The sequence below is a fragment of the Oceanobacillus sp. FSL K6-0118 genome, from assembly GCF_038006665.1.
GTDB lineage: Bacteria > Bacillota > Bacilli > Bacillales > Amphibacillaceae > Oceanobacillus > Oceanobacillus caeni.
The window spans coordinates 541655-565395 of record NZ_JBBOVR010000001.1 but is presented as its reverse complement, the minus strand read 5'-3'; the positions used below and the strand labels follow the sequence as shown (position 1 = coordinate 565395).

Genomic DNA, 23741 nt, shown 5'->3' with positions numbered 1-23741 from the left:
CTGACACTTAAGAGAGCTGGTGGTTGGTGCGAACCAGTGTGATTACGTAGATGAATGGGCTTCCGAGCTTCCAAACCGAACTGATCGATTGTAGTAGGCTTTGGCGATTTCGTCTCATCGTTACCCGAGACAATACAAAAGTTATTTAACTTTGTATTGCTAAAGTTGAGCTACTTAGCTAATAAAGGTGGTACCGCGGTCCCTCGTCCTTTAAGGATGAGGGGCCTTTTTGTATTTTAAAAAAACCTATTAAATAAATCGTTGAATAAGAGTAGTAAGCAAAATCATCGTGACTCAGAGAACTGGTGATGGTGGAAATCCAGTACACGATCTTTGCTGAATGGACTTATGAGAGGTTTCCTGAAATAAAGTGAATGTTCGCTTCTTGAACAATCTTTTAAGTAGGGAAACACGTGATTCCGACGTTAACGGAAAAAGTGGAAAAGATAACATCTTTTCAACTGGGGTGGCACCGCGACCAAATTCGTCCTCAGGTAAACATTACAAATTGTTTTGTTTACCTGAGGACTTTTATTTTAACGAAAGGAATGACTAAATTGAGTACACCAACTTATAAATTAACGAAATTACAAGCCAATTCCTTAACACCTACTGATATTTACAGAAAATTAACGGGGAAAAAGAAATTTTTACTAGAGAGCACCTTTCCACATGAAAGAAAAGGAAAGTATTCATTTATCGGAGCAAATCCTTACGAAGAAATTATCGGATATCACGATAAAACAACTGTAATCAATCATGATTCACATTCACAAGAGGTAATAACACAGAATGCCTTAATCTATTTAAAAAATCATCTACCAAAATTAGATTTCCCTATCCCCCTCCCCTTTTATGGTGGAGCGGTTGGATACACCGGATATGATGCCATCCGTCAGTTTGAAGACATTGGTGAAACCTTACCAGACGATCGTAACATGCCGGATATTCATTTTATGCTTTTTCAAAATATCATTGTCTATGACCATAATAGCGATGCAATCTATCTTATTACGATTAACATCAAAGATGAGGCTGAGATTGTACTAGATAAGCGTTTAGAAAAATTAAAGAAAAGTATAGAAAGGAAAGGCAGTAATAAGGTACCTAATAATGCATCAATGAATTTCACGCCAGAAATTTCTAAAGAAGCTTTTATGGAAAATGTAAACAAAGCAAAAGAGCACATCCAAAAAGGAGATATTTTTCAAGTCGTATTGTCCCAACGTTTAGTTGCAGATGTGGAAGGAGATGCTTTTCTATTTTATCAAAAATTAAGAGAAGCAAATCCGTCCCCCTATATGTTTTACATTGACTTTAAGGACTACCTACTCTTAGGTGCTTCACCAGAAAGCCTTGTGCAAACACAAGGTGACGAAATTATAACAAACCCCATAGCTGGAACAAGGGTACGTGGGAAAACAGCTCAAGAAGATTTGGCATTAATGAAAGAACTACTTGAGGATGAAAAGGAAATTGCGGAACACAAAATGTTGGTAGACTTGAGCCGAAATGATCTTGGGCGCGTCTGTGAAACGGGTACAATTTCGATACCTACTTATATGACCATCGAAAAATACCAACATGTCATGCACATTGTTTCTGAAGTGAAAGGAAAATTGAAAGCAAATTATTCTAGTATCGATGCATTGATTTCATGTTTACCGGCAGGCACCGTTTCTGGAGCACCTAAAATCCGCGCCATGCAAATTATTAACGAATTAGAAGAGAAAAAACGCGGGGCATATGCAGGTGGTATCGGCTTTATCAACTTTAATCATGACATTAATATAGCACTTGCCATTCGTTCGCTTATTGTAAAAGACAACAAGGCTTACCTTCAAGCTGGGGCAGGAATCGTATTTGACTCGAACCCGGAAACGGAATATGAAGAAACATTAAATAAAGCCAGATCCTTAATGGAGGTAGATAAGTATGATTTTGTTAATGGATAACTATGATTCTTTTACTTATAACTTGTACCAGTATTTTTGTGAAGCCGATGTTGAAGTAAAAGTGGTTAGGAACGATATGATTACGATAAATGAAATTGAAAAGATGAATCCTGAGGCTATTGTCATTTCTCCTGGCCCGGGTTTACCCAAACAAGCTGGAAATTGCCTGGAAGTTATCCAACACGTTTACAAACAGATCCCTATTCTCGGAATTTGTTTAGGACATCAAGCCATTACAGAAGCCTTTGGTGGTTCATTAAGACAGGCAAAAGAAATAAAACATGGAAAAACATCACTAGTCACCCACAATGGAAAAGGTATTTTTAACCAACTACCTAATCCTTTAGAAGTCATGCGATATCATTCCTACGTTTCTAATGAACTCCCAGATGAATTAGAGGTGGTTTCTACCTCTATGGAAGATGATGAAATCATGGCGATTAGACATAAAGAATATCCTGTTTTTGGCGTACAATTTCATCCTGAATCTATTGGTACGACAACAGGCAAAACAATGATTCTAAACTTTTTAAAGGAAATAAGAAAGGAGAGTATTCAATGAAAAGCTATTTAGAAAAGTTAATTAACCGAGTAGATTTAACATTTGATGAAATGAAAGAAGTAACAGAATATTGTTTAACCGATACCGTTACCGATTCAGAAATTGCCGCACTTTTAACGGCTTTACACAGTAAAGGAGAAACCGCGGAAGAGATTGCAGGTATTGTAGAAGTTATTCGGTCCAAGTCAACATTTCATACCACACCAATCCCTGATGCCATAGATAATTGCGGGACAGGTGGTGACAAATCGTTCAGCTTCAATATAAGTACCACATCTGCTTTTGTTCTAGCTGGTGCTGGAATTACGGTTGCTAAGCACGGAAACCGGAGTATTACAAGTAAATCTGGAAGTGCGGACGTTTTAGAAGCATTAGGTGTCTCCCTAAGCTTATCCAAGGACCATGTGGAGGAATTACTCCATGAGAATAAAATTGCATTTCTATTTGCACCAAATGTCCATGGAGCATTAAGACCATTTACGAAAGTGCGAAAAGACTTAGGTATCCGAACTGTTTTTAATATCATTGGCCCATTAACCAATCCAATTCCATTAGATACGCAGCTCTTAGGTGTATACAACAAAGCCTTATTACCCGTTCTTGCCGAGTCGTTGAAAAAATTAGGACGCCGTCGCGCTGTTGTTATTAATGGCGCTGGAAACGTAGATGAAGCGACATTATCCGGGAAAAACAACCTTATATTCTTAAATGAAGGTCATATAGAAGAACTCACCTTAACTCCTGAGAGTGTTGGATTACCAACCTATACGAAAGAGGAAATCATGGGTGGAGACGCTAAACAAAATGCAGACATTTTATTAAGTGTGTTACAAGGAAAAAAAGGTGCTTATTATGACACGATCCTTCTCAATGCAGGACTCGGTATTTTTACAAACGGAAAAGCCGAAACAATCCAAGATGGTATTGAACTAGCAAGAGAAAGTATTGAATCAGGAGCTGCTTTAGAGAAATTAGAAAAACTAATCGAGTATAGTAAGAAAATTCCAAGCGGGGTGTATTAATTGACTATTCTAGATAAAATCCTAAAAGAAAAAGAAACGGAAATAAAACAGTATTTCAATCAAACGTTTGAACCAATTGATTATGATTCTACTATTTCATTAAAAGAAAAAGTTCAATCATCTCATTCCATGTGTATCATCTCAGAAATTAAACGGTCCTCCCCTTCTAAGGGAAACATTAAGATGGAGGTAAACCCTGTTCAACAAGCAAAACAATACGAAGCATCCGGAGCTTCAGCTATTTCTGTTTTAACCGATCCAGCATTTTTTAATGGAACGATGGAGGATCTACGTGAAGTAAGGAAGGCAGTTAACCTACCTATTTTGTGTAAGGACTTTATAATCGATTCGATTCAAATTGACCGCGCTAAAGCAGCAGGTGCGAATATTATCCTTCTAATTGTCGCTGCACTTGATGATACAAATTTAGAAAAACTTTATCACTATGCAAAGAACCTAGATTTGGAGATTCTCGTTGAAGTGCATAATGAAGAAGAAATGGAACGTGCCTTGAAATTAAATCCCGAGATTATCGGGATTAATAACCGAAACTTAAAGACATTTGACGTTAATATAGCTACTACAGAAAAACTAGCATCCATGGTAACAAATCCTGACACTATCCTAATCAGCGAAAGTGGCATGAAAACACAGCAAGATGTCATTCGTGCTAGAGATGCTGGTGCAAAGGTAATTTTAGTCGGAGAAACACTTATGCTAGCGGATGATATCGATGAGGCCTTCCGAGAATTAAAGGTTCCCCTTCTATTGAAAGGAGCTAAATGATTCATGCTCGTTAAGATATGTGGTATTCAGACCAAAGCAGCTGCTGAGGTTGCCGTAGAAAATGGGGCAAATTTAATTGGCTTCGTTTTTGCCAAAAGTAAGCGGAAGATAGAACCGGAAGAAGCTACCAAAATTGCTGAAACCATTCCAGATCACGTGAAAAAAGTTGGCGTATTCGTAAATGAATCCATTGATAAAATGATAGAAATCGCCGAAACGGTTGGATTAGATTATATCCAATTACATGGGGATGAAACACCTGATATCGCCCGAAGGATTCCTTATAAAGTCATTAAGGCCTTTGCCATGGAACCCGAAACTGTCTCTACGATTTCTGATTATCCTTGTGATTTTTACCTATTAGATAGTCCTAAAGGTAAATACCGAGGCGGAAACGGAAAGACATTTGATTGGGAATTAGTTCATCAACTTACGATTGATTCCAGTAAAATTCTGCTTGCAGGTGGACTAAACACTGAAAACGTTCGAGAAGCTATTACTACAATTAACCCAGCAGGCGTCGATGTATCTAGTGGCGTTGAAACAGATGGCGTGAAGGATCATAAAAAAATAAAGCAATTTATCCAAATAGCTAAACAAACAAGAAAGGATGAGAACATTGACAACGTACACCATGCCTGATAATAAAGGAAGATACGGAGAATTTGGAGGACAGTTTGTACCAGAATTATTAATGCCCGCATTAATAGAATTAGAAAAAGCTTACGAGGAAGCTATGGTTGATCCTTCCTTTACAGAGGAACTGGATTACTATTTAAAACAATATATAGGAAGAGAAACACCATTATACTACGCGGAACAATTATCCAAACAACTAGGTGGTCCAAAAATCTTTTTAAAACGGGAAGACCTTAATCATACTGGGGCGCATAAAATCAATAACACAATTGGTCAGGCGTTACTAACTATAAGAATGGGTAAGAAAAAAGTGGTTGCAGAGACCGGTGCTGGGCAACATGGAGTGGCAACTGCTACCGTTTGTGCTCTTCTAGGTCTTGATTGTATCGTATTCATGGGTGCTGAAGACATGAAACGCCAGAAGCTTAATGTATTTCGTATGGAACTATTAGGTGCCGAGGTGCGTAGTGTCTCTCAGGGAAGCTCAACATTGAAAGATGCAACCAATGAAGCCCTACGTTATTGGGCTAGTCATGTGAATGATACGCACTATATTCTTGGATCGGCCGTTGGACCACACCCATTCCCTAAAATGGTTCGTGACCTTCAATCCGTTATAGGTAAGGAAACAAAGCTCCAAATCATCGAACAAACTGGGAAGTTACCTGACGCTGTCGTAGCCTGTGTTGGTGGTGGAAGTAATTCCATCGGCATGTTTCACCCATTTATTGAAGACGAAGAAGTAAAATTATATGGAGCAGAAGCTGCAGGTTTAGGTGTCGAGACAAAGGATCACGCCGCATCTTTAACCAAAGGAAAACTTGGAATCTTTCACGGTACGTTGTCTCATCTATTAGAGGATGAAAACGGGCAAGTAAAAGAAGCCTTCTCTATTTCAGCAGGATTGGATTATCCAGGAATCGGACCAGAACACAGCCATTTACACGTTACAAAACGAGCAACATACAAACCAATTACAGACGAGGAAGCACTAGAGGCATTTCAATTCTTATCGAAAACAGAAGGTATTATCCCAGCTTTAGAAAGCTCTCATGCTGTTGCACTTGCAATGAAACTAGCAAAAGAAATGACTTCTAAAGAAACACTAGTAATCTGTCTTTCTGGTCGTGGGGACAAAGACGTGGAACAAGTAAAAGCTAGATTGGAGGCAGAATAAGATGGGGAGACAAAAACTAGAACAGGCATTACAACAAAAACAGGCAGCCAACCAAAATTTGTTTGTTCCTTATATCATGGCTGGTGATGGCGGATTAGATCTATTAGAAGAACGTATTAACTTTTTACAGGAAAGTGGAGCTTCCGCCATTGAATTAGGCATTCCTTTTTCCGATCCAATCGCTGATGGTCCAACCATACAAGAAGCTGGAATTCGTGCTTTAGCTAATGGTACATCATTAGCATCCATTTTAGAATTTCTGAAGTCAACGAAGGTAGACCGCTCCATTCCGATTATTTTAATGACCTACGTAAACCCAATCTATCGTTATGGAATGGAACAGTTTGCTAAGGACTGTGCGGATTCTGGGGTAGACGGTATCATTATCCCAGATGTCCCAATGGAAGAAGAAGGCCCGATTGCAACCCACTTAAAAAATGAGAAAATAGCATTTATTCGCCTTGCTGCTATGACTAGTCCAGAGGAACGATTAAAAGAAATCGCAAGTAAATCAGAAGGTTTCCTTTATGCTGTAGCCGTAATGGGGACTACGGGCGCTAGAAGTTCCCATGGCGACAATGTAAAAAGCTATTTAGAAAACCTAAAGAAATATAGTACCGTTCCTGTATTAGCAGGATTTGGTGTATCTACTGTGGAACAAGCGCATGAGTTAAGTTCTCACTGTGATGGGGTTATCGTTGGTAGTAAAATTGTTGACCTCTTACACCAAGGAAAAAACAACGAAGTGAAAAATTTAATCCAAGGAAGCATTCAAACTAGTATTCATGCATAACATTTTAAGAAAGCAATTTACTTTACCCAGGATTTACCAATTGGTATGATGAATTTGTAATATAATAATCACTAGGGGAGCCTTTGTCGCTGAGAATAGCAATACCCTATTGCTTAAACCCTTTGAACCCGATATGGATAATACTAGCGTGGGGAAGTGCAGCCAAAAGGATTTTAGATGTAAGATACATCTATTGTACAAAAGACTGCACTCTTTTTTGGAGTGCAGTCTTTTTGATTTAAGAGGAGGGGTAATTTTTGCAAGAAGAATGGTTCTTTTTAGACAGTGGGCATCAGGATGCAGCAGTTAATATGGCAATGGATGAATCCCTATTAAACTGGCATAGTGAGGGTAAAATTCCGCCAACATTACGCTTTTACGGTTGGTCACATCCTACTTTATCGGCTGGTCAGTTTCAAAAAGTACATAAATCAATCCATTTCGACAATGTAAATAGCTATCATTGCCAATTTGTTCGTCGTCTAACCGGAGGAAGCGCTGTACTACATGATAATGAATTGACTTACAGTATTGTAGTTTCAGAGGATCACCCAGAAATTCCAACCTCTATTAAAGAAGCCTACCACGTCCTATCAAAAGGGCTTTATGAAGGTTTCAAGAATCTAGGAATCACGGTTGATTATGCCATGCCCGATAGAAGCGCCATGAAAGAAAAGACAGCTGTATGTTTTGAAAAGGCCGCATTTTACGAAATGGTAGTAGATGGGAAAAAGTTATCAGGTAATGCGCAAACAAGGAAGAAGGGTGTTCTACTGCAGCATGGGTCCATACCAATGAGTCTCGATATCAAGATGCTCTATGATTTATTCCGTTTCCCATCTGAAAAAATAAAACAACGTAGACGTGATGCTTTCCAAAGCAAAGCTATCACTATCGACCAACTAACAAATAAACAGAAATCATTTGACGAAGTGAAGGATGCATTCTATCAAGGATTTCAACATGGATTAAACGTTACTTTCCGTCCTTTTGAATTATCAAAACAACAATGGGAAGAAGTACATCATCTAGCAGAGACTAAATATCGTTCAGAGGATTGGAATTATCATCGATTACTAAAGGAGTCTATTAAAAGTGTCTAAACAAGAGGAATATCTCCGTAAACCTGAATGGTTAAAGATTAAATTAAACACGAATAAGTCCTATACTGGATTAAAGAAGTTAATGCGTGAGAAAAGTCTAAACACTGTTTGTGAGGAAGCAAGATGCCCGAATATTCATGAATGTTGGAGTGAAAGACAAACAGCAACATTTATGATCTTAGGTGATACCTGCACACGCGGTTGTAGGTTCTGTGCGGTCAAAACCGGTCTACCTAGTGGATTAGATTTAGGAGAACCGAAGCGGGTTGCAGATTCTGTTAAAATAATGGGATTAAAGCACGTCGTTGTAACCGCTGTAGCTCGAGACGATTTAGATGATGGAGGCGCCGCTGTATTTGCCAACACCGTTCGTGCCATTCGAAACGCAAATCCTGGCTGTACGATTGAGGTATTACCTTCCGATATGAAAGGTGATTATGAGAGCCTACATACCTTAATGGATAGTAAGCCGGATATTTTTAATCATAATATAGAAACCGTTCGCAGATTAACAAAGAAAGTTCGCGCTATTGCCAAGTATGATCGTTCCTTACAGTTATTACAGCGTGTGAAGGAGATTGCACCAGACATACCAACCAAATCTAGTATAATGGTAGGTTTAGGTGAAACCAAAGAGGAAATCATCGAAGCAATGGATGATTTACGAGCACATGACGTGGATATTATGACAATCGGTCAATACCTACAACCAACCAAAAAACATTTAAATGTGGAACGCTATTATCATCCAGATGAATTTGCCGAATTAAAAGAAATTGCACTTGAAAAAGGATTTAAACATTGTGAATCCGGCCCACTTGTTCGTTCTTCCTATCATGCGGATGAACAAGTTAGTAATTCCTCCAAGCAAAATCGAATTAAATATATGAAGGGCATTGAAAATCAAGAAGAAAAGCAGATCTTTTAGTTAAAAATGAAGAGGCCCTTATTGGCCTCTTTTTAATTTAGAACAGGATATCCTAATTTTTCAATTACCTCTTTCATTTCCTCCGCTTTTACTTCCTGCTCGTTAAACGTTGCTTTCACCTTGCTTGAGTTAAACATAACTTTCGCTTCTTCTACACCATCCATTTTACCAAGTTTTGTTTCAATCTTTTTAATACAAGATGGACAAGTTAGTGGTTCTAATTGGAATTTTATTGTTTTCATTATAAATCTCTCCTTTGTTTTGTTCTACCTTTATTATAAAATCCCTTTTGTTTCTTTTCTTTGACCTAGGTCAAGTTTTAACAATTTTATCTTAAACTTCTGCAACTGGAACTTTTCTTCCCCCCTTCCTATTTCCATGATTAAAACGAATAAGACGCATTGCATTTAAAATGACTAGTAGAACACTTGCCTCATGAATGAACATTCCTGAGGCTAAATGGATGGAACCTGCTAATACCCCAGCTAATAGGACAAACACAGTTCCTACTGCGAAAAACGTGTTTTGTTTCATGTTACGAATCGTAGCTTTGGATAAAGCGTATGCATGAGAGAATTGCATGAGTTGGTCCGCCATTAAGACAACATCGGCAGTTTCCATGGATACATCTGTACCGCCTTCACCCATCGCTAAACCTATATCTGCTGTAGCAATTGCAGGTGCATCATTAATTCCATCTCCAGCCATTGCAACAACATGACCTTCCGCTTTTAACTTCATAAGCATTTCCACTTTGTTTTCTGGTAGTAATTCAGCATGGAATTCATCTAACCCTAATGTTTCGGCAACTAATTCTGCTGTATGTTTGTTATCACCTGTAAGCATAATCATCTTCTTAATTCCATTTTCACGCATCTCGGCTAGTGCTTCTACTGCATCTTCTCGAATTTGGTCAGCAATGGAAAAGATTCCAGCAATTTTTCCGTCAATGGCCACAAAGATAGCTGTATTTCCTAATTTCTCCCGTTCTATGGCATACGCGCATACTTCCTCCACCATATGGATCCCATCTGCATTCATTAATTTTCTATTTCCGATGGATAAATGATGGCCTTCTACCGTTGCTTGAATACCATTACCTTTCATGACTTCAACATCTGTTGGTTTCATGAAAAGTTCCATTCCTCTATCATTCGCTTCTTTTACGATTGTTCTACCTAAATGATGTTCTGAAGCCGTTTCAGCTTGAGCGACCAATCGTAATACATCCTCTTCCTTATACTCACCGAACACTTTAATATCTGTTACTTCTGGTTTCCCTTTTGTTAATGTACCAGTTTTATCAAATACAATGGTGTCTACTTTAGAGAATATATCCATTACTTCTCCACCTTTTACAAGGACGCCATTTTTCGCACCATTCCCGATTCCTGCAACGTTAGATACTGGAGCACCAATGACTAAGGCACCTGGACAAGCAACTACTAGGAAAGTAATAGCTATGTGTAAGTCTCTTGTGATGAGATACACAAGTACAGATAGAACAACTACTGCTGGAGTATACACATTGGCGAACTTATCAAGGAACTTCTCTGTTTTCGATTTAGAATCTTGTGCCTCTTCTACAAGCTCAATGATTTTAGCAAAAGTTGTGTCATCCCCAACTTTTTCTGCTACCATTTCCACGTATCCACTGTCCACAATCGTTCCACTAAAGACCTTATCATCCTTCCTTTTCGTTTTTGGCACAGATTCCCCGGTAACTGCCGCTTCATTTAAAGATGCTTGCCCAGAAATAATACTTCCATCAACTGGTACCTTCCCACCAGAGCGAATAATAACGTGATCCCCTACCTCTACCGCATTCATTTCAACTGTTACCTCTTCCCCATTTCTTAAAACAACCGCTTCTTGAGGTGCCATATCGATTAGGTCCTTTAAAGATGAACGTGTTTTCTGTAATGTTCGTGCTTCGAGATAGTCACCGAATAAAAATAAGAATGTCACCACCGCAGACTCGACATATTCACCGATAAACAGTGCACCAATGACAGCAATGGTGACAAGTAATTCAATACTAAACGCCTTCATTCGCAATGCTTGAAACGCCTTTAGAAAAATTGGAATACCCGCAATCACTGTCGCTATCAGTAATGCTACTTGTTTTACATCCGTTAAACCTGAAAAATGTGCAACTAACGCTAATACCAATAGGAATCCCGCAATGGCTGTAATCTGATTTTTAAACTTGTTTATCTTTAATATCATAAGACTTCACCTTTCCTTTCCCTTCTTTCTAGTTCTAGCTTAAACTATATGAAGGAGAAAGAAATTGACGCCGGTCAAGTTTTGGAAAGTATTTTTATCTTTTTACAACCATAAAAAAATGGGAAAGCCAAACAAATTTTGGCCTCCCCAATATGAGAACGAATCATGGATCAAAGGAAATTACACTCTAAACAAATTCTTGTCTAGATGTACTATATGTATATTCATTTAAAAATAGCTCGTATAGTTTGCTTCCCCTAAGGTATACGTACAATTTTCTTTCAAACGCATGGGCTGATATACTAAATTCAAAAGAGGTGAACGAAATGAGAGAATTTGAAGATTTAACTAGTTTAGAAACGGTCGATACCTTTATTCAAAACTCCAAGTTATCCTTTATATATATTTCAAAAAACAACTGTAGCGTTTGTCACGGACTTCTTCCACAAGTACAAGCATTGATGGAAAAATATCCAAACATCAGATTAGGTCATGTTAATGTAGATACAGTAGAAGAAATTGTGGGTCGATTTAATATTTTTACAGCCCCGGTACTGTTACTCTTTGTTAATGGGAAAGAGTATATAAGAGAAGCACGAATCGTTCACATGGATTTATTCGAACAAAAAATCGATAAAATATACGAAAATGTGGTTGGTCCCTAACCAACCACATTTTCTTTATTCAAAAGCTAGTTCATTTAAATCTAAAAATACATTTTCCAATTCTCTGTCTGCGCTCATTTTCCCTTCATAAACTAACTTTCCAGTCTTTTCGTCTAACACAAATAAATTAGCGGTGGAACTTTCTAAACTTGAATTAGGGATATACATTTTTCCATCATGGAAAACGATAAATATATTACCATCATATAAATCTAATGTAGTTGGAACTTCAGTCGTATTCAGCTCCCCATTATCCATTTGATAACGAATTAACTCAAATCCGCTTTTCGTTTTATTTAAGAAGTAAACCGCCCCTTCGTGAACATAAGCTGTTTTGTCCGCGCCTAATCCTTCATCCGGTATTTTCAGCTCTTTTAATTCATTTGTTCCAAAATGATAAGCAAAGAAATCGGAACTCTCTGTTTTATAATATGTTTCGTAATCATCGTATTCATCATATTCACCGACTTCTTTTATATGGTCCAATCGGAAGACAAAATAATCTTCCTTTCCAATATCCGTATCATTATTTACTTCAACCAACTCAGTCCATCCTTTATCGGAATGATCTGTTTTATTTTCAAAGATGACTTCATCATCAATAAGAGACCCATTCTCTATATTAATACGGTAAACATGGTAACCCTCTTCTGTTTCTGGTTTATTTGGATCATGGGTATAGAAGTTTCGTGTAGTGATAAAAACGTCCTTTTCATCCGCTTGAACATCCACCACATTCAAATAGTTGATATTATTTTCAGGTATCTCCACTTGGAAATCTGTTGTTTCATTTGTTTCTTTATCTAACATTTCAATTTTAAAACCTTCGTCAGATTCTTTACCGAATGTATCTGCATAGATTAACCTTTTATCATCTTCAAAAAAGGATGATGAACTTTCATTTTTTCCACGCATGAATTTCCGATAATCTGATTGTAATCTTTTTATCGTTGAGTCCTGAAAACCTTCCGTCATATTATCAAAATAAGAACGTTCACTTTGATAAATCGTATCTTCAGGTGTAATCCTAACATCTTCCCCAAACTCTTTGTAGTTGTCAATGTAGCTTCCCATAAATATTAAGCCGTCCACGACACCCTCATCGCCACTTACCTTCTCTAAATGAAATTCTGGATAATCAGGACTAGCAAAGGCATTTTGAATATAATAGGTTCCAATACCTAAGATAACAATTGCCGCAAGTACAATTACTTTCCAATAACGCATGTTTCTCGCCCTCCTTTAAACCGTTACTTTCCGATTTAGAAGATAATGACTAACCCAAATCGAAATTCCTGTTACAATAATGCCTAAAATAACTTCTATAATGAATAATTCCTCTGGATAAAAATAGCCAAATTCAGAAAACACTTCTATGATAAATGGTGATAAAAAGATAACTAATGCAAAAATACAGTACGCTACACCGAAGATAATTCCTTTTATACGATAGCTTCTTTCAAAGAGAATGGCAGTAAACAACGTAAATACCGTCATAAAACCAATTCCGTAATTAATGAAAAATTGAACAATGCTAGTAGGTAGAAGTATTTGTAAATATCCGTAGTACCCAGAACCATTAACTATCTCCCTTATAGTCATATCCACCCGCAAATCAAAGGGAACAATTGTCTGAAATATGATATTCTCAATTGGAAGAAGGATTAATTGAATGCTTACTAAACCTAAGACCATTAAGAAAATAGCACTTGCTTTTGCCAACAAAATGTTAATTCTTGCTGTCGGTAGCATTAATAAACGATAGATAAACGTGTTTTTTCCAAACCAATCTCGGTACCAAATAAAGAAGCAATAAAAGATTAAAGCTGCTGCACTCAATCCCACAGGTAAGATAAACCATCTAGAAAACAGGATGCGAGACATGGTTAACGGCCAATACGTTTCTAAAAATTGGGCTAAGTTCATAGATCCATCTAACATCTCACCATTTGCCAGGTTCATAAATTGGTTAGATTCCACAATCACACCAACTATTTGCGAAATGATAACAATCCCAATTAAAGCTAAATAGATTTTCATAAACCGCTTCAACTCGAAATCAACTAACTTTACATAGTTTTTCATTTCTGATAAACCTCCCTCATGACATCCACGACGGACTTCCCTTCCAATTCCCGAACTTCTTCTGTACGAAAATCCCTTAATACAATTCCATCGTCAAGAAAGACAGCCCTATCAATTAAATGTTCAATGTCATTAATTTCATGTGTTGTAATGATAACCCCACGATCTTCTACCAGATGACTGGTGAATACTTCCGCAATCTGTTCCCTACTAAAAATATCAATTCCTGAGAAAGGCTCATCCATTAATAAATAGTCCACATCAAGTCCAAGACCTAGTAACAGATTAACCTTCGCTGTATTCCCTTTTGATAAACTCGATATTTTCTCTTCCTCTTTCAAACGGAAAAACGAAAGTAATTCTTTAGCACGTTCTTCATTCCAGCTTTTATAAAAGTCCTTCATAAACTGTAACGCTTCACCTATCTTCATTTGTGGAAGCATAGTAATGGCATCAGGAATAAAGGTTATCTTTTCATAACTTTCTTTTGTTAGTCTTTCGCCGTCTATTAATATTTCCCCACCTTTTATTGGGGTGAGATTCATAATGGCATTCATAATCGTTGTTTTCCCCGCACCATTGATACCAATTAAGCACGTGATTTCTCCCTTATTTGCAGTAAATGAAACTCCTTTAAGTACTTTCTTAAGCCCAAAGTTTTTCTTGATATCTTTTACCTCGATCATATTTCTTCCCCCCTATTCTTCTACGTATTTCTCTTTCAATAATCCAACTACTTCATCAAATGAGGCATTAATCGGCTTAATGGCTGCTACGAAATTTTCAATAGCCTCTAAAATTATTTCGTTTCGCATTTGGCCAATTACTTCTTCATTGTTCGTAATCCTACTTGGACTATTTCCCTCTGTAAAAATCAAACCAGCTTCCTCCATTTCTTTATACGCACGTTGCGCTGTGTTAGGATTAATCTTTAATTGATTTGCTATTTCTCTTCTAGATGGGATTTCCTGTCCTGGCTCGTAATGACCTGTTGCAATTTGTTCCTTAAAATGCCGAACGACTTGAATATAAACAGGATCCCTTTTGTTAAATTTCATAAAAACATCTCCTAAGTATGTTTTAGTTTTAGTGTATTACCACCTTAATACACCTTTTGTAAAAAAATATTAATAATGTATTATCCGATTAATACAGCCTCCTGTGTATTATATGATTAATACATCGTAGCTGTCAATACAATTTCAAATAAAATATTTTATTTCGACATAATATTTCCCTGGTAATATTTTCTCAACAAAATTAGACCCTATTCGCTGTTTTACCTTCATTGTTTCATGCTTATTTGTGATAAAATGTCTAATAGTGCATGTTCAAAAAGGAGGATGAGAAGGAACGAGGTCGGCTAAATGCGTAATGTCCTGGGACTTCGATTACTTGTCCCACCGTAAAGATTTGTTGCAACGCTCTCCCTATGTCATTTTCACCGGACTTTTTGAACAACCTCTAATAGCTTGATTTTTTGCAAGGCAAAGGAGAGTTTATTAATGAAAATAGTATCATGGAACGTAAACGGATTACGTGCCTGTGTGCGAAAAGGATTCTTAGATTATTTTCATAAAGTCGATGCAGACATCTTCTGTGTACAGGAAATAAAACTACAAGATGGACAAATTAACCTTGAATTAGAAGGTTATCATCAATATTGGAATTACGCTGAAAGAAAAGGGTATTCGGGAACAGCTGTTTTTACTAAACAAAAGCCGTTGTCTGTAACCTATAGCGTTGGTACAAAGGAAACAGAAAAGGAAGGTAGAATCATTACATTAGAATTCGATACCTTTTATTTAGTCAATGTATATACACCGAACTCCAAAAGAGATCTAACTAGATTAGACTATCGTTTGGAATGGGAAGATGAACTATACCATTATTTAAAACAATTGGACGAGAAAAAGCCAATTATATATTGTGGGGATTTAAACGTGGCACACCAGGAAATTGATTTAAAAAATCATAAAACAAATCATGGTAACTCTGGATTTACTACCGAAGAGCGTGGAAAAATGACGCGTTTATTAGACTCTGGATTTATTGATACGCTTCGTTATTTCTATCCGGATAAAGATGACATCTATACATGGTGGTCCTATATGAAAACGATCCGTGAGCGAAATATAGGATGGAGAATTGATTACTTTATAGTCTCTGAACGAATGAAGGACCTTTTAATTGACTCCCACGTCCGCTCCGACATATTAGGAAGCGATCATTGTCCAATTATGTTAGAGATAAAATCCCCAAACCTAGATTAAATCAAAGAAAAAAAGAAATACTGTTTATTATGGAGGTTACGAAATGAATAAACTTATTCCGCATCTACGCATTGAAAATTGTAAAGAAGCAATTGAATATTATCAACAGATTTTTGGTGGAAAAATTAAGAATACACAGTTAGCAGATGGGATTGAAATGTTTAAGGGGCATGAAGGGAAATACATCCACGCAGAATTACACATAAATGAAGATTGTATTATCTATTTGCAGACTCACTGGGCAAACAAATGATAAATGGAAACAACATTCTCTTCGGACCTGATTTAGAAAGCGAAGAAGAAATAACTAAAATTTATAATGATTTGTCTCAAGAAGGTGAAATCCAAATGGAGTTACAAGATACCTTTTGGGGTGCTAAACATGCAATAGTGAAAGATAAATACGGAATAGCATGGGAATTAAATTATACGAAAAAATAATTAACAAAGCACTCAAGTCTTCACCTTGAGTGCTTTCGCTTTTTACTGTTTGATTTTCTGAAAATAGTCGATAATTCCTAAAGCACTTACCTGCATATCTAAGTTGATAATAATGTATACCTCATGTTCATTGGGAATTCCTAACTCTCTTAACTCTTCTTTAACTTTTCCTAACAATCTTTGCGCAAGAACATCATAGCCCTTTCCTTCAGCTATTACCTGTTCTCCCTCATCGACAAAAATATCTAACCAACGAGAAACTTGACTTAAAGCATCGTCTACTTTTTCAGACCAACTAAAATGACCATAATAAATTCGACTAACATTCAATTCTTTAATCTTATGGATTGAATTCTTCATTGCATTTGGGTCGAAATGATTCGGTGAAGTGGACGGCAAGAAGAAATCAATTCCCAGTTGACTAAGTTGTTCATATCGAATTCCTACCGTATCCCCAGTAAATATTCCATTACTAACAGGGTCTAATATACTAAAATGATGTTTGGAATGACCTGGTGTATCGAAAAATTTAAGCGTACAATTAGGACCTATTTGTAACGTATCTCCCTCTGTTTTTACAATAATTTGATCTTCTGGTACAGGTAATATGGGATCAAATAACTCCGAAAAGCTATCACCATACACCGCTCTAGCCCCTGCAGCTAATTTTCTTGGATTAATTAAATGACGTTCCCCTCTTGGATGTACAACAACTTTTGCATTCGGACATTCCCTAATCAATAAACCAGCTCCACCTGAGTGATCAAGATGAATATGTGTGACTATAATATATTTGACTTGATCAAGAGAAAATCCAAGTGATTCTAACCCTTTTTTAACATATTTAATGGACGGACTTGGCCCAGTTTCAATAAGTGTAAGTTCTTCCTCATCAATCACATACGTTCCAGTTCGGTTGGCAATATCTAAATCAAATCCATCAATAAGTGAAATCCTCTCATCAATTCGAATTGGATCTTTTTCCTTCATGAATCCTTCCCCCTTTAAAAATTAATCTTGCCTTTATGTTAGCACAAAAAGCGGAATACGTTTACATTGAAGGGTTTGACATAGTTGGGAAATTTAGTAGGCATTGATAAATCAGGACTTGTTCGCGGAATATCAACTTTCGTCTTTAATATCAGCACCCGGCATAGATTTGCGAAAAATACTTCTCATCTGATAAAACTCCAAACCATTTTTTGCATTTATTAGCAGATTTAAAATCGAATAAGTCTTCCTTGTTCGTTAATAATAATTGTGACCAAATTCAAGGAGGTTATTTTATTGCATACTCAACAAAACCAAAATTTACAAGGTTCTTCTCAAATCCCAGATCAGTTTAGTCATGGTGGACACGAACTAATGGATGCCCATGAAGCTATCGGTGGATTAGTTGGAGGAATGGAGCAGTACATGCTTTATGAGCAACATGTACAAGATCCAGAATTAAAAACGATGATGACAAAGCATAAAGCTTATATCACACAAGTTTACAATTCACTTGTACAAGCTTTGAAGACAGGTCAAGAACCAACAATCAAAACACAAACGTATAATTTCAGCCAAACAAGTAATAACACTATTTATGGTATGCAACCAACTCAACCTAAAACCCCTGCACAATCCGTTAATGAAATTAACGATCAGTGTGTATCTGGGTTTATGATGGGAATTTTAAAATCCAATGCGTCTGCCTTCACATTGGCTGCCCTTGAAGCTACAAACCCTGTAGTACGTCGAGTTTTTGCTGATAGTATTCCTAACATTATTGAGATGGCTTATGAACTGTTCTTGTATCAAAACCGAAACCAATACTATCAAGTTCCTCAATTAAAACAAGAGGACATGCAAATTTATATGAATAGTTTTGGAGTAGTCCAAGGTCAAACTCATTAATAGTGAAAAACGTGCGCTCTATTTAGGATCGCACGTTTTTTTAAAAGTTTTTGAATCCTAATTCTTTATTAAAACGTATATTCATTAATTACATATTAAGGAGAGGAAATGAAAACATGAATAACCATGAAATTGACTATAAAATATACGGAGATGACATGCAATTTGTCGAGGTTGAACTAGATCCGGATGAAACCGTAATTGCGGAAGCTGGAGGTTTGATGATGATGGATGACTCAATCAAGATGGAAACCATTTTTGGCGACGGTTCCTCCAATCAAGGCAGTGGACTAATGGGTAAACTTCTAGGGGCTGGGAAACGTGTTTTAACAGGAGAAAGCCTATTTATGACGGCTTTTACGAATTCAGGAGTAGGTAAAAAACATGTTTCATTTGCATCACCTTACCCCGGTAAAATTATTCCAATGGATTTAAGTCAAATGAACGGAAAACTTATTTGCCAAAAAGATGCATTTCTTGCAGCGGCAAAAGGAGTTTCTGTTGGTATTGAATTCCAAAAGAAACTTGGTACAGGTTTCTTTGGTGGTGAAGGATTCTTAATGCAGAAATTAGAAGGCGATGGAATGTCCTTCGTTCATGCAGGTGGAACGATTCATAGAAAGGATTTATCCCCTGGAGAAATGATTCGAGTAGATACAGGATGTCTTGTTGCTATGACAGGAGATGTCGATTACAACATTGAATACGTTGGTGGAATCAAAACAGCATTATTTGGTGGAGAAGGGTTATTCTTTGCAACATTACGTGGTCCAGGAACCGTTTGGATTCAATCCTTACCATTTAGCAGATTAGCTAGTCGTGTATTTGCTTCTGCGCCTCAACGTGCAGGTTCTGATTCCAAAGGGGAAGGTAGTATAGCCGGTGGATTATTCGATTTTCTAGGTGGAGATCGAAATTAACATTTACTTGTCTACCATAATATGCCCCCTTTTTTAAGGTGTAAGAATAGACAATTTACACATACTATCTATGTAAAATCCTTTAAGAAGGAGTGGATTTTTCATGGGTGGAAGAGACAGCCACAACAGCAACAGTAAAAACTTCTTAGCACAAACTCCGAAGAATCAAATATCCGATGGTCGAGATATTGAATTCTCACAAGAGTTAGCTGATGCTGAGGATGTAAAGGCATTAGAAAGAAGTAAAGCTGCTGATCAGAGAGCAAAACAAAGAAAAAATTTATAAAGAAAATGACTTGTTAAGGCGGTTCTAATTTGAATCGCCTTCTTTATTTAGTAAAATGAGGGTGAATACAACATAGAATAGAGGATGAAATAAATTGAGCGGTAAGGAAGTAAATGATTATCTCACAGAAGGAATGTACGGTACACGACTACCAAAGGAAGAAGAAAGAAAAAAATACTTAGGAACCTTACGAGAAAGAATCGTACTCGCTCTTACAGTTGGACAAATCATGTCTGATAAAGGAATCGATAAATTAGAAGATGCAATGAAGGAAAATAAGGGAGCTAAGCTTTTAATCAATGGTCATGTTTCATCACGATTTTTAACTGAGGAAAAAGCGTTAGCCAATAAGTATAACATTCCCTATACAATCATTACAGATGAAACAAATGAAACAGATATTGGTGCAGTTTTAGCATTTGATTATGCTGTTGATAAAGAGGATATATTTGTAAAAGAAATACAAAAGAAAGATGAAAATAGTATAAAGGATGAAAAGAATAACTCCCTTTTCTCAAAAGTAAAGAAGTGGTTTAAATAATGGTCTGTTCCTGGTCTAAAGGGAACAGACCCTTTTTTTCGTAGTACAAATCCCGCGCAATTCCATGCAAAATTGTGAGGTCGCTTGTCACGGACAATTCATATCTGGCTCAAGCTTCATTTGGCCGTGAGAATACCAATCACGGACAATTCATTCTTGGTTCACTCCTCATTTGGCCGTGAGAATGCCGATCACGGACAATTCATTCTTGGTTCACGCCCCATTTGGCAGTGAGAACACCTGTCACGGACAATTCTTTCCCGGATCACTCTATTTTTGGCCGTGAGAACGCCCATCAAGGACAATTCATACCCAGATCAAGCCTCAATTGTCCATGAGAACGATTTTATTCTAATAGTTTTTTCAAAGCGAGGAATAATAAGCCAAGGAGGTGTTTTGTAATGAGTCAAGCTTATCGTTGTCCAAATTGCAAAACAAACAGATCACGTTTTAATTTAATTGAACAAGTTCCGAAACCGGTAAAATTAGATGCGAATACTGGTGAGGTCTTAAATGAATACACAAATGACCAAGTAGAAGTATTTCATAATCTATATAAAGGCCCAGATTACCGGATTCAATGTGCATATTGTGGATTAATTGAGGATGAACGTACTTTTATACAGTACGCCAAGTATGATGGGCAATAAAGAATTACCAAACATTACTCCTAATAGAGTAATGTTTTTTCATACAAAAACATTCGTTACTCTGATACACTAAAATAAGGACTCATTACAAGGAGGAATAAGATGCGTCTAAAAGATAAGAAAGTCATAGCACTTATTGAAGATGACTTTGAAGATCTAGAACTTTGGTATCCCGTGCTTCGTCTTAGAGAAGAAGGGGCAACCGTTCATTTAGTTGGGAAAGAAGCAAATAAAAAATACATCGGAAAATATGGCGTTCCCGCTGAATCTGACTTTGCGTTTGATGATATAAAAGTTGATGATTATCAGGCTATTTTAGTACCTGGTGGTTGGGCCCCTGATAAATTAAGACGCTATCCACAAGTGATAGAAATGGTACAGACAATGGACAAGTCTCAAAAGGTAATTGGCCAAATTTGTCATGCTGGATGGGTTCTGATTTCTGCAAATATTTTAAACGGAGTCAAAGTAACAAGTACACCGGGAATCAAAGATGATATGACGAATGCTGGAGCGGAATGGTTTGATGAAGCTGTCGTGGCGGATCGTCATATTGTTTCAAGTCGCAGGCCACCTGATTTACCAGACTATATGAGGGTTTTCATTGATACCCTAGCTGAAAAGTAGCAACAACCTTGTCATTTTAAACCTTTCATAAACATATTATTTTAGTAAAAACAACCAGGTATTCTCTAATTGATAGCGAATGCCTGGTTTTTTAAATAGACTTTCCTCCGTAACATTATATATAATTATAAATAGTCAAATTATTTATTAGGGGGAGTGATGAAATGGGCACAATTAAAGAAGGAACTCTATTATGGGAACCAAGTGAAGAGCAAATAGAGAGAGCTAATATCACCGAATACATAAGTTGGTTAAAGTCACATAAAAACTTAAACTTCTCTAATTATCAATCGCTTTGGCAATGGTCTGTCGATGGTGTTGAATCATTCTGGGCATCGATTTGGGAGTACTTTCAAATTCAATCTAAAAATCCATATGAAACTGTGTTAACAACTCATGCAATGCCGGGTGCAAAATGGTTTCCTGAATCACTTATTAATTATACGGAACACATTTTTAAAAATAGAAAAGATGACCAAATCGCTATTATACATACTTCTGAAAATAGAGAGAAAGCCGAAGTAACTTGGAAGAAGCTTTATGAAGATACAGCAAAAGTGCAACAAACATTTAAAAAATTAGGTGTAGTCAAGGGAGATCGTGTCGTTGCTTATATGCCAAATATTTACGAAACCGTTGTTTGTTTCTTAGCAACAGCAAGCCTTGGTGCAATCTGGTCTAGCGCTTCTCCGGACTTTGGCACCCAAAGTGTTATTGACCGCTTCAAACAAATTGAACCTAAAATAATGATTGCAATTGACGGATACGAATATGGTGGTAAAACATTTAACAGAACGGAAACCGTCACCAAAATCCAATCCGAACTACCAACCCTAGAAGCAACGATTGCTATTCCATATTTAGATGATTCAAATGCTAATTTTAATGCTTATAAAAATCCGATTCATTGGGACCGAGTTGTTTCATTTAACGAGTCCAAACCAGCACTCACCTATGAATATGTCCCTTTTAATGACCCACTGTGGATATTGTTTTCCTCTGGGACAACTGGTAAACCAAAAGCAATTGTTCAAAGCCAAGGTGGTATTTTATTAGAGCATTTAAAAGCATTAACTTTTCATGTTGACCTTGCTGAAGAGAGTCGCTTTTTCTGGTTTACGACAACAGGTTGGATGATGTGGAATTTCCTTGTAGGAGGATTACTTACTGGTAGTACCATCATTTTGTACGATGGAAATCCTAGTTATCCCGATAAAAACAGACTCTGGAAGTTAGCAGAAGAAACAAAAGCAACTGTTTTTGGAACTAGTGCTAGTTATATTTCCGCTTGTATGAAAGATGGTATAAAGCCAGGAGAATCCTTTGATTTATCATCCTTAAAGAGTATAAGCTCGACAGGCTCCCCTCTTCCTCCAGAAGGCTTCCAGTGGTGCTATGATAAGGTTAAAAAAGACTTGTGGATTGCTTCAGTGAGTGGTGGTACAGATGTGTGTTCGGCATTTATTTTAGGCTCGCCCGTTCTTCCAGTTCATGCTGGTGAATTACAATGCCGCGGCTTGGGTGCAAAGATAGAAAGTTTTGATGAGAAGGCTCAAAGTAGAATTAATGAAATTGGAGAACTTGTTTTAACAGAACCATTCCCTTCCATGCCAATCTTTTTCTGGAATGATAAAAATGGATCCCGTCTAAATGAAAGCTATTTTGATGTATACCCAGGGATTTGGAGACATGGGGATTACTTAAAAATTACAGATCGAGGTACTTGTGTCATCTATGGTCGATCAGATGCAACGATTAATCGTGGTGGAATCCGAATTGGGACAAGTGAAATATACCGTGCAGTAGATAATATTAATGAAGTTTCCGATAGTTTAATTGTGGATGTACCGAATCAAAATGGGGATTCGACTACCCCACTATTCGTTGTGATGAAAGATGGTTACACCTTAACAAATGAGATAAAACAATCCATAAAGCAACAAATTCGGACGCAATGTTCACCAAGACACGTTCCTACATCTATCTATGAAGTACCTGATTTACCTAGGACATTAAACGGCAAAAAGCTGGAAGTACCTATTAAGAAATTATTAATGGGGAAACCAGTCGATCAAGTAGTCAATAAAGGATCATTAACCAATGCAAAGGCATTAGATTATTTTATAAAGTTTGCTGAAAAATACGATTAAAAAAAAGAGG

Annotated in this window: 27 protein-coding genes, 1 riboswitch and 2 other annotated features (1 of these 30 cut by a window edge); of the genes, 20 read left to right on the top strand and 7 right to left on the bottom strand. The window is 37.0% G+C overall.

Going from position 1 to position 23741, the window contains the following annotated elements; genetic code table 11:
* Positions 1–214 (top strand) — a binding site (T-box leader); it begins 32 nt to the left of the window's first position.
* 38 nt (positions 215–252) lie between these two features.
* Positions 253–495, top strand: a binding site (T-box leader).
* Positions 496–548: 53 nt separating this feature from the next.
* The 9 genes from trpE to lipA all read left to right on the top strand — a co-directional run bounded on the left by trpE (position 549) and on the right by lipA (position 8965).
* Positions 549–1955, top strand: a complete 1407-nt coding sequence (trpE, locus tag MHI02_RS02915; protein WP_047185636.1) for an anthranilate synthase component I — start codon at positions 549–551, stop codon at positions 1953–1955.
* A complete protein-coding gene (locus tag MHI02_RS02910) occupies positions 1936–2517 on the top strand; it encodes an anthranilate synthase component II (protein ID WP_047185579.1) in 582 nt (193 codons plus the stop codon). The genes trpE and MHI02_RS02910 overlap by 20 nt, the downstream gene beginning before the upstream one ends.
* Complete coding sequence (gene trpD, locus MHI02_RS02905) at positions 2514–3539, top strand: anthranilate phosphoribosyltransferase (RefSeq protein WP_047185580.1); 1026 nt, start codon at positions 2514–2516, stop codon at positions 3537–3539. The genes MHI02_RS02910 and trpD overlap by 4 nt, the downstream gene beginning before the upstream one ends.
* On the top strand, positions 3540–4325 hold the full coding sequence (gene trpC / locus MHI02_RS02900; RefSeq protein ID WP_047185581.1) for an indole-3-glycerol phosphate synthase TrpC: 786 nt from the start codon (positions 3540–3542) through the stop codon (positions 4323–4325).
* Between the two features lie 3 nt (positions 4326–4328).
* Complete coding sequence (locus MHI02_RS02895; RefSeq protein ID WP_047185582.1) at positions 4329–4967, top strand: phosphoribosylanthranilate isomerase; 639 nt, start codon at positions 4329–4331, stop codon at positions 4965–4967.
* Entirely contained in the window at positions 4945–6141 is a 1197-nt protein-coding gene (gene trpB / locus MHI02_RS02890) for a tryptophan synthase subunit beta (RefSeq protein WP_047185583.1), read from the top strand. Before MHI02_RS02895 ends, trpB begins: the two co-directional genes overlap by 23 nt.
* A gap of 1 nt (position 6142) precedes the next feature.
* Entirely contained in the window at positions 6143–6934 is a 792-nt protein-coding gene (gene trpA, locus MHI02_RS02885; protein ID WP_047185584.1) for a tryptophan synthase subunit alpha, read from the top strand.
* Between the two features lie 63 nt (positions 6935–6997).
* A riboswitch (TPP riboswitch) is annotated at positions 6998–7106 on the top strand.
* An 85-nt stretch (positions 7107–7191) separates the two neighbouring features.
* Positions 7192–8037: a lipoate--protein ligase family protein gene (locus tag MHI02_RS02880; RefSeq protein WP_379566292.1), complete on the top strand. Its 846-nt coding sequence runs from the start codon at positions 7192–7194 to the stop codon at positions 8035–8037.
* Positions 8030–8965, top strand: coding sequence for a lipoyl synthase (gene lipA, locus MHI02_RS02875; RefSeq protein ID WP_047185585.1), 936 nt, complete (start codon positions 8030–8032; stop codon positions 8963–8965). Before MHI02_RS02880 ends, lipA begins: the two co-directional genes overlap by 8 nt.
* Positions 8966–8997: 32 nt before the next feature.
* Here the strand turns inward: lipA and MHI02_RS02870 are convergent, their stop codons facing one another.
* Both MHI02_RS02870 and MHI02_RS02865 read right to left on the bottom strand, forming a co-directional pair.
* Complete coding sequence (locus MHI02_RS02870; RefSeq protein ID WP_047185586.1) at positions 8998–9207, bottom strand: heavy-metal-associated domain-containing protein; 210 nt, start codon at positions 9205–9207, stop codon at positions 8998–9000.
* A gap of 91 nt (positions 9208–9298) precedes the next feature.
* The gene (locus MHI02_RS02865) at positions 9299–11194 is read right to left on the bottom strand and encodes a heavy metal translocating P-type ATPase (RefSeq protein ID WP_047185587.1); all 1896 of its coding nucleotides are present in this window, start codon (positions 11192–11194) and stop codon (positions 9299–9301) included.
* Positions 11195–11520: 326 nt separating this feature from the next.
* On the opposite strand from MHI02_RS02865, the gene MHI02_RS02860 reads away from it, so the two are divergent.
* Positions 11521–11859, top strand: coding sequence for a thioredoxin family protein (locus tag MHI02_RS02860; RefSeq protein WP_047185588.1), 339 nt, complete (start codon positions 11521–11523; stop codon positions 11857–11859).
* 15 nt (positions 11860–11874) lie between these two features.
* On the opposite strand, the gene MHI02_RS02855 is transcribed toward MHI02_RS02860, so the two are convergent.
* The 4 genes from MHI02_RS02855 to MHI02_RS02840 are packed head-to-tail and all read right to left on the bottom strand — an operon-like array spanning position 11875 to position 15002.
* The gene (locus tag MHI02_RS02855; protein WP_047185589.1) at positions 11875–13086 is read right to left on the bottom strand and encodes a hypothetical protein; all 1212 of its coding nucleotides are present in this window, start codon (positions 13084–13086) and stop codon (positions 11875–11877) included.
* A gap of 15 nt (positions 13087–13101) precedes the next feature.
* On the bottom strand, positions 13102–13944 hold the full coding sequence (locus MHI02_RS02850; protein ID WP_047185590.1) for a hypothetical protein: 843 nt from the start codon (positions 13942–13944) through the stop codon (positions 13102–13104).
* Entirely contained in the window at positions 13941–14630 is a 690-nt protein-coding gene (locus tag MHI02_RS02845) for an ATP-binding cassette domain-containing protein (RefSeq protein ID WP_047185591.1), read from the bottom strand. The genes MHI02_RS02850 and MHI02_RS02845 overlap by 4 nt, the downstream gene beginning before the upstream one ends.
* A gap of 12 nt (positions 14631–14642) precedes the next feature.
* The gene (locus MHI02_RS02840; protein ID WP_047185592.1) at positions 14643–15002 is read right to left on the bottom strand and encodes a GntR family transcriptional regulator; all 360 of its coding nucleotides are present in this window, start codon (positions 15000–15002) and stop codon (positions 14643–14645) included.
* Between the two features lie 447 nt (positions 15003–15449).
* On the opposite strand from MHI02_RS02840, the gene MHI02_RS02835 reads away from it, so the two are divergent.
* The 3 genes from MHI02_RS02835 to MHI02_RS02825 are packed head-to-tail and all read left to right on the top strand — an operon-like array spanning position 15450 to position 16658.
* Positions 15450–16217: an exodeoxyribonuclease III gene (locus MHI02_RS02835; protein WP_047185593.1), complete on the top strand. Its 768-nt coding sequence runs from the start codon at positions 15450–15452 to the stop codon at positions 16215–16217.
* Positions 16218–16260: 43 nt separating this feature from the next.
* Entirely contained in the window at positions 16261–16470 is a 210-nt protein-coding gene (locus MHI02_RS02830; protein ID WP_244986985.1) for a VOC family protein, read from the top strand.
* On the top strand, positions 16467–16658 hold the full coding sequence (locus MHI02_RS02825) for a VOC family protein (RefSeq protein ID WP_244986986.1): 192 nt from the start codon (positions 16467–16469) through the stop codon (positions 16656–16658). The genes MHI02_RS02830 and MHI02_RS02825 overlap by 4 nt, the downstream gene beginning before the upstream one ends.
* Before the next feature lie 42 nt (positions 16659–16700).
* On the opposite strand, the gene MHI02_RS02820 is transcribed toward MHI02_RS02825, so the two are convergent.
* The gene (locus MHI02_RS02820; RefSeq protein ID WP_047185594.1) at positions 16701–17648 is read right to left on the bottom strand and encodes an MBL fold metallo-hydrolase; all 948 of its coding nucleotides are present in this window, start codon (positions 17646–17648) and stop codon (positions 16701–16703) included.
* 297 nt (positions 17649–17945) lie between these two features.
* Between MHI02_RS02820 and MHI02_RS02815 the strand changes: the two genes are divergently transcribed.
* The 7 genes from MHI02_RS02815 (at position 17946) to MHI02_RS02785 (ending at position 23731) form a co-directional block, all read left to right on the top strand.
* Positions 17946–18557, top strand: coding sequence for a spore coat protein (locus tag MHI02_RS02815; protein ID WP_047185595.1), 612 nt, complete (start codon positions 17946–17948; stop codon positions 18555–18557).
* 116 nt (positions 18558–18673) lie between these two features.
* Positions 18674–19477, top strand: coding sequence for a TIGR00266 family protein (locus MHI02_RS02810; protein WP_047185596.1), 804 nt, complete (start codon positions 18674–18676; stop codon positions 19475–19477).
* A 103-nt stretch (positions 19478–19580) separates the two neighbouring features.
* Positions 19581–19763, top strand: a complete 183-nt coding sequence (locus MHI02_RS02805) for a YfhD family protein (RefSeq protein ID WP_047185597.1) — start codon at positions 19581–19583, stop codon at positions 19761–19763.
* A gap of 94 nt (positions 19764–19857) precedes the next feature.
* Positions 19858–20304: a YueI family protein gene (locus tag MHI02_RS02800; protein ID WP_047185598.1), complete on the top strand. Its 447-nt coding sequence runs from the start codon at positions 19858–19860 to the stop codon at positions 20302–20304.
* Positions 20305–20705: 401 nt separating this feature from the next.
* On the top strand, positions 20706–20954 hold the full coding sequence (locus MHI02_RS02795) for a hypothetical protein (RefSeq protein ID WP_047185599.1): 249 nt from the start codon (positions 20706–20708) through the stop codon (positions 20952–20954).
* A gap of 102 nt (positions 20955–21056) precedes the next feature.
* Positions 21057–21581: a type 1 glutamine amidotransferase domain-containing protein gene (locus tag MHI02_RS02790; protein WP_047185600.1), complete on the top strand. Its 525-nt coding sequence runs from the start codon at positions 21057–21059 to the stop codon at positions 21579–21581.
* 164 nt (positions 21582–21745) lie between these two features.
* Positions 21746–23731 (top strand): acetoacetate--CoA ligase, encoded by a 1986-nt coding sequence (locus MHI02_RS02785; protein WP_047185601.1) that lies wholly within the window; start codon positions 21746–21748, stop codon positions 23729–23731.
* Positions 23732–23741 lie beyond the last annotated feature (10 nt).